The following is a 6,296-nucleotide window of genomic DNA, read 5'->3' on the forward strand; positions in this document are numbered from 1 at the left end:
CATGAGTGAAGCCCAAGGCACCCTGGTGCCGATTGGATCGCCTGTTTACAACCAGATCCTCCAATTCCTGTACGTCGAAGCGCGGCTGCTGGACGAGATTCGCCTCAAGGAATGGGGCGATACGTTGGCCCAGGATCTGATCTACACCGCACCTTTGAGGGAAACCCGACCGGTGAATCAGCAGGCGGCGTCGGTGGTGCGCACCATGCAGCATTACCACGATGACTGGCGTTCCGTGATGGGACGCATTGTCCGCCTCACCGGTACCAAGAGCGCTTGGGCGGAAGACCCCCCATCGCGCACGCGGCGGCTGGTGACCAATGTCCTGGTTGAAGAGACCGACAAGCCCCAGGAATACAGCGTGCGCAGCTACCTGCTGGTGACGCGCAGCCGTTTCAACTTCGACGAGTTTGATCTGATCAGCGCCGAGCGCCGTGATGTGCTGCGGGTCGATGGCGAGAGCTTCAAGCTGGCGCGCCGTGAGATCCTGCTGGATCAGGCTGTGCTGGGAACCCCGAACCTGGCCATCTTTCTCTGAGCCTGTTGATCGCCTTCAGACCTTGAAGGCGATCCAGTCCTGGTCGTCCCGGCACAACTGGTCGGGCTGCCAGGTGAAGTTCCAGGTTGAACCCACCTGGCGCAGGGCCAGAGGGGCCCGTTCAGGCTGTTGTGCAAAGCAGGCGCCGCTCAGTTTTGCATGCCGTTGGGCATCGAGTGGGCGGTTCTTTCCCATGGAAATCACTGCACATCGCCGCAACACCAGGGCCGCCTCGGCCATGTCCTCGCTCAGGTGGCTCAGAGCCCAGCGCGCCATGCCCTGGCGCAAACCGATGCCGCTGTAGGGTGGCGGTCCTTCGATCTCAAGATCCTGGACATCCCAGGCCAGCAGCCGGGAGCCGTCTCGGTCCAGGGTGGCATGGGTGCGCCCGTCGACCCGCAAAGGTATCTCGATGTCATAGCGCCGTTGCTGCTTGCCGCGTGCCGCGGCCGCGGCCGTCAGACCACTGAGTTCCAGCATGTGGGTGCATTGCTGGCTGGCATCGACCTGGCGCATCACCGCGTGTGCACTGGTGGCTGGGACCGTACCCACCAGCTGCTGGAGCTGATCTGCCGCAGATGGGCACAGGCTGTAGGGGTGGCGTGGCGCTTGAGCGTGCAGTGAAGCGATGAGGCCATTCCGGACCACCAGTTCAACCCGGAAATGGTGGAAGTCGTCCTCGAGCGCAGCCCGGTACCTGGTGCCGATCTCCATGGGATCGGTCGCGATCAGAATGCGTCGTCGGAACAGGGGCATGCGGACTTTCTAGGGTTTTTACCGAGCAGGAAATCCACGATGTTCACGTCTTCCCGGCTGACACACCATGTCTTAAAGTGTACGATAAATAGAATTATGTTCAATATATATTTGGAGACCCGATGGATCTGCTGAAAGACAAAGTGGCCCTGATCACAGGTGCCGGTGGTGGCATTGGCAGGGGTGTCGCTCGCTGCTTTGCGCGAGAGGGCGCCGCGGTGCTGATTGCCGAGCTTGACCCGGTGACGGGGGCCGAGGCCGAGTTGGAACTCCGGCAGATGGGGGCCCGCGCCCTGTTCGTTCGAACCGACGTCCTGAGCAAAGAGAGTGTGGAGGCTTCAATCCAGGCCGCTGTGGACAGCTTTGGAGGTCTCGACATTCTTGTCAACAACGCCTTTGTGCCTTCGGAGAACGTGTTGCTGGAGGACAAGACGGACGCGATGCTGGAGCGCACCTTGACCTCGACCGTCTGGGCCAGCTGGTGGGCGATGCGTGCGGCCATGCCGCACATGCGCCAGCGCGGTGGAGGGCGCATCATCAATTTCACCTCCATCGATGTGGACATTGGCGCTTGGCAACACGCGGACTACAACACGGGCAAATCAGGTGTGGTCGGGTTGACCCGCAGCGCAGCCGCCGAATGGGGTCGCTTCAACATCACCTGCAACGCCATCGCGCCGACCGCTATGGGGGCCACCTTCCACAAGCTGGCCGCTGAAATCCCCGGTTTTGCCGAACGCTCAGCCGCCGCTCGGCCGCTGGGGCGGTCGGGTGACCCGGAGCTCGACATCGGGCCTGTGGTCGTTTTTCTGGGCTCGGAGATGGCCCGATTCGTGACCGGGATCACCATGCATGTGGACGGTGGCCTGCACCTGCCCGGCTACAACTCGCGCCCGGCCCATGTGCCGGTGCGTGAATACTGATGGACCATGAAGCGCTAGGTTCAGCGCTTCTTGACCTGGATGCCGCTGGTCTCCTGATCCCAGGTGGTCGGCGTGCAGCCCTGTTCACGCAGTTCGTACTTGAGAACCCGCCCCTGTGGGTTCTTCGGGAGGCTGTCGCGGAATTCGATGTAGCGCGGCAACGCGTAATAAGGCACCGCGTCAATGGCCCACCGGAAGAGGTCTTCGGGACTCAGCGTCATGTCGGGGCGCAGCATGGCCGTCACCTTGACGTCATCCTCACCCTTGTCGGACGGCACGGCGTGCACCGCGACTTCAGCGAGGGCCGGATGACGCGCAAACGCCGCCTCCATCTCGAAGCTGGAAATGTTCTCGCCGCGCCGGCGCAGGTAGTCCTTCTTGCGGTCCACGAAGTAGAAAAAACCTTGCTCGTCGAACTTGCCAATGTCCCCGGTGTGCAACCAGAGATTGCGCATGATCTTCAGCGTGTCTTCCGGACGGCGCCAGTAGCCCATGAACATGATGTCCGGGCGCAGTGGTCGCACCACGATCTCGCCAGAAGTCCCGGCCGGTACCTCGCGGTCGAGGTCGTCCACGATGCGCACGTCGAAGTCGGGAATGCGGGTGCCCGACGAGCCGGGCGCTGCGTATTCACCCCCGGCCAGCGAGGTGATAACCGCCGCCTCCGTGAGCCCGTAGCCATTGCCGCCCACCTGTTTGGCGCCAAAGCGTTCGCGCCAGATGGCTTTGACTTCTTCGGTGAACGGATTGCCACGCACCGTGTGGATCTGTCCCTTGCAGCGCTGTCCCGCTTCGGTGTCGGGCGCATTGGCCAGCATGGCGCCCATGCTGCCCAGGATGGAGGCGATGGTCGCACCGCTGCGCTCCACCTCGGGCCAGAAATTCGACACCGAAAAGCGCGGCACAAAGGCGACACGGGCGCCGACCAGGATCGACGCCAGCACGCCCACGCACATGGCATTCATGTGGAACAGTGGCAGCGGCGTGATCGTGACGTCGTTTTCGTTGGCCGGACCGGCGCGCAGTTGCAGGCGCGCCAGGTTGCACATGTAGTTGTAGCTGATCATGCAGCCCTTGGACGGCCCGGTGGTACCCGAGGTGTAAATCAGGCAAGCCAGTTCCCAAGGGTTGGGTTTGCGCTCGATCGCGCTGTCGTCATGGCCCTGGTGCTCGCTGAGAGGTGCCAGTGGCAGGGTGCCACACTGTCCGTTGCCGGGCTCACCCCGGGTCAGCACCTGCTTCACGTCCGGCAGCCCATCCGAGACCGCCGCGATGCGTTCGACGTAGTTCGCTTCGCAGACCACCAATGCTGCTCCGGCATCGGCGATCTGGTGGCGCAGAAATTCGCCCTTGAGGGCCGTGTTGATGGGGACGCTGACAGCGCAGAGCTTGTTGATGGCGAACCAGCAGAGCACCGCGTCGACGTTGTTGTCGAGCATCGTCACCACGGTTTGCCCAGCTTGCACACCGAGTGCTGCAAACGAATGGGCCAAGCGGGTCGATTGGCGATCCACCTCACCGTAAGTATGAAATTCACCCGAAAAGTCGAGCAGAACCCGGTCGGGGTGTTTCGCTACCGCGCGTTCAAGCGCTGCAATGACCGTATCCTGTTGACCGAGAGACCATGTGTCTGGGTTGCCGATGCCTGCCATGTGAAAAGCTCCAAACTGCGACGAAAGCCACAGATTATTCTGTATATAGATAAAGATTCTAAATGCAGATTTCACAGCGGATGTGCTGGTAAACCCTTGACTTTGCCCCGCTGCAGCAACTTCACCGACCTTCAGAAAGTATGGAAATGAGTCTCAAGAGTGCGAAGAAACAAACCTCAGTCGCTCTGGCTTTGGACGTAGAAGCCGAACCCGAAGCCCAACCCGAGGGCAAGCCCCGTCCCAGAGTGGCGAAAAAAGTCGTTGCTGCATCGGTGGCAAAAAAGCCCTTGGCCGCTGTCGCGGTGCCAGAAAAAAAGCCGGCGGCCGTGGTGCCGGAAGGTGTCCGGCGCGTGCGCAGCAATCGGCGATCCGAGCAGACCATTGCGAACATCCTGGCAGCCACCGAAAACATCGTGTTGGAATCCGGCGCTGAGCGCATCTCTATCCTGGATGTCTGCCGGGCGGCTGATGTTTCTCGGGGAACGTTCTACCGCTACTTTGCGTCCCAAGATGAGCTGCTGGATGCTTTCTCACGACACAAACGGGAACGGTTTCATGTGGCACTGGCCGAAGCCGTTGAGGCCTACGAAGACCCCGACGAACGCTTTGCAGCGCTGGTTCGCTATCTGGATCACTACCTGGAGCATGGCCGGGCGCGCCGGCTGCTCGTTGTGGCGCCCGAGTACGCCTTGGGGTTTTTTCGGCGCATCTTCCACGATTCGGTCGTCAGATTCCAGGATGTGTTGGCCGTGGTGTTTGACGCCTGGGAAGCGCGTCTTGGCGTCAAGCTCGACCGGGAGCTCGTGTGTGAACTGATGATCCGCTACGTGCTCAGCGAGCAACTGGTCCCGGGTGACACGGATCGAAAGACGGTGCCCCGGCGCATCGGACGGATGGTGGAGTCCTTGACGATGGGCGCTTCCCCGCGAGCCCGGCGCTGACCCGAACGGCATCCACCTTGCGTGGCCCTCACTCCGGTGAGGGATCTGACGGGTCCTGCCTCAAAGCGGTCGCAATGCGTGCGAACAACTGCTTGACTGGCACCTCGGACGGGTGGGTACGCAGCGGGTCCTCATGGGCCGAGAAAGCCTGGTAGACCGTTGACCATTCGGCGCTGGAGAGATGGCGACGGGCTGCCGGGAAAATGACGGACTCTTCAAGAGACATGTGTTCCCAGATGGCGCCACTGAGGCGCTGGACCGCTGCGCTGATGGCCGTCTGGGAGTCTGGCTGTCCGCGCTCCTGCCGGGACAGGGCGTCGGACAAGCTGTCGATCAACGCGTTTTCCAGGGTGTGCTGCCGCTCCAGTTCGTCCAGCACGGCGTTGTGCTCGCCCGTGTGTTGCCGGAGCAATCGAAAAATGAATGTCTCTTCCTTGGGGTGGTGCAACTTCGCCGGACACTGGCGCAGGTAGTCGACCATCAGGTGCATCAACCTCAGATCGGGCGCCTTGCCGTTGATGCGCCCGGCTTGGTCCAGTTGCTGAAGTCCATTCAGTACCGCAGCGATGGAGCGATGTTCTCCCAGCACGATGGCGAGTGCACGATTGGCGTCGGCCTCATCGTCATTCGACTCTATGCTGGCCACATGCACCGGCAGGTCGGCGATCTGCAGCAGGCGGTGGGTCACACTGCCGTGCAGCCAACCCCGCAAACCCGGCAAACGGCCGTGCGAACTGACAAAAAGAAGGTCGCAGGCATGCCGGTGTGCCGCGTCAAGGATGGCCTGGGCCGGGTGGTCGCTGATGCTGGCGTCTGTCGAGCACACCACGCCACCGATTCTCGCCGCGTTGCTCGCTTTGAGCAGCACCGCATGCCGGGGCATATCGCTCTCGTCGCTGAATGCCTGCCGGTCGAGGGAAAACAGCAGGGCACCTTCGCCGGTGGCGGTCAGGTCGGGTGCGGCGTAAAAAAAGGTGATTCGAGCTCCCAGGGCGCGCGCGAATTCAAGCGAACGGTTCACGGTGGTCACCCCGAGTGGGGTGTCGTCCAAGGCAACCAGCAGGTGTTTGTACATAAAAAATCTCCATGCAAGACAGTGTGCAGAGTACCTGCATCGGGTCAGATCGTGATCTCAGTGTTTTCGATAACTTGAACAGAATCGCATTTTCTGATTAATATCTCGTTGATGCAGCGCAAACCCATGTCGAATGTCTGGCATGTACCGCGACTGCTTCGGTGACACACGAAACGACATCCGCGTCGGCCCCTTTGGCCACGCCTGAACCTGAAAGAACCACCATGCTGATCGATCTCCACGCCCACGCACCGCTACCCGGTTACTACAACCAGCACCCGTTCTGGGGGCCGTTCTTCGAAAGGCATCCGGACGGCGATGTCAAACTTCGCGTCGGCCACTGGGTGCTGCGCCTCGGCTCGCCCGAGCGCAAGGCGGCTGTGCGCGCCGGCAATGGTCCGAGCGTCGAGG

The 6,296-nt window shown here is 61.6% G+C and carries 6 protein-coding genes and 1 pseudogene; 4 read left to right on the forward strand and 3 right to left on the reverse strand.

Annotated features, from left to right (window positions below):
• The first annotated feature begins 1 nt into the window (after nt 1).
• Entirely contained in the window at nt 2-538 is a 537-nt protein-coding gene (locus RMP09_RS07210; RefSeq protein ID WP_310565295.1) for a 3-phenylpropionate/cinnamic acid dioxygenase subunit beta, read from the forward strand.
• Between the two features lie 15 nt (nt 539-553).
• Here the strand turns inward: RMP09_RS07210 and RMP09_RS07215 are convergent, their stop codons facing one another.
• On the reverse strand, nt 554-1,294 hold the full coding sequence (locus RMP09_RS07215; protein WP_310565296.1) for a DUF2889 domain-containing protein: 741 nt from the start codon (nt 1,292-1,294) through the stop codon (nt 554-556).
• 122 nt (nt 1,295-1,416) lie between these two features.
• Here RMP09_RS07215 and RMP09_RS07220 point away from each other — a divergent pair, with 122 nt between their 5' ends.
• A complete protein-coding gene (locus RMP09_RS07220; protein ID WP_310565297.1) occupies nt 1,417-2,217 on the forward strand; it encodes an SDR family NAD(P)-dependent oxidoreductase in 801 nt (266 codons plus the stop codon).
• Between the two features lie 20 nt (nt 2,218-2,237).
• On the opposite strand, the gene RMP09_RS07225 is transcribed toward RMP09_RS07220, so the two are convergent.
• Nucleotides 2,238-3,869 carry an ATP-dependent acyl-CoA ligase gene (locus RMP09_RS07225; protein ID WP_310565298.1) on the reverse strand — a complete coding sequence of 544 codons (1,632 nt, stop codon included), beginning with the start codon at nt 3,867-3,869 and terminating at the stop codon, nt 2,238-2,240.
• Nucleotides 3,870-4,015: 146 nt separating this feature from the next.
• Between RMP09_RS07225 and RMP09_RS07230 the strand changes: the two genes are divergently transcribed.
• Entirely contained in the window at nt 4,016-4,810 is a 795-nt protein-coding gene (locus RMP09_RS07230) for a TetR/AcrR family transcriptional regulator (protein ID WP_310565299.1), read from the forward strand.
• Nucleotides 4,811-4,838: 28 nt separating this feature from the next.
• Here RMP09_RS07230 and RMP09_RS07235 read toward each other — a convergent pair whose 3' ends face one another.
• Nucleotides 4,839-5,885, reverse strand: coding sequence for a universal stress protein (locus RMP09_RS07235; protein ID WP_310565300.1), 1,047 nt, complete (start codon nt 5,883-5,885; stop codon nt 4,839-4,841).
• Nucleotides 5,886-6,109: 224 nt separating this feature from the next.
• On the opposite strand from RMP09_RS07235, the pseudogene RMP09_RS07240 reads away from it, so the two are divergent.
• Nucleotides 6,110-6,296: pseudogene (locus RMP09_RS07240) on the forward strand (amidohydrolase); the annotation flags it as partial.

Source organism: Hydrogenophaga sp., assembly GCF_031426985.1.
Taxonomy (GTDB): domain Bacteria; phylum Pseudomonadota; class Gammaproteobacteria; order Burkholderiales; family Burkholderiaceae_C; genus Hydrogenophaga.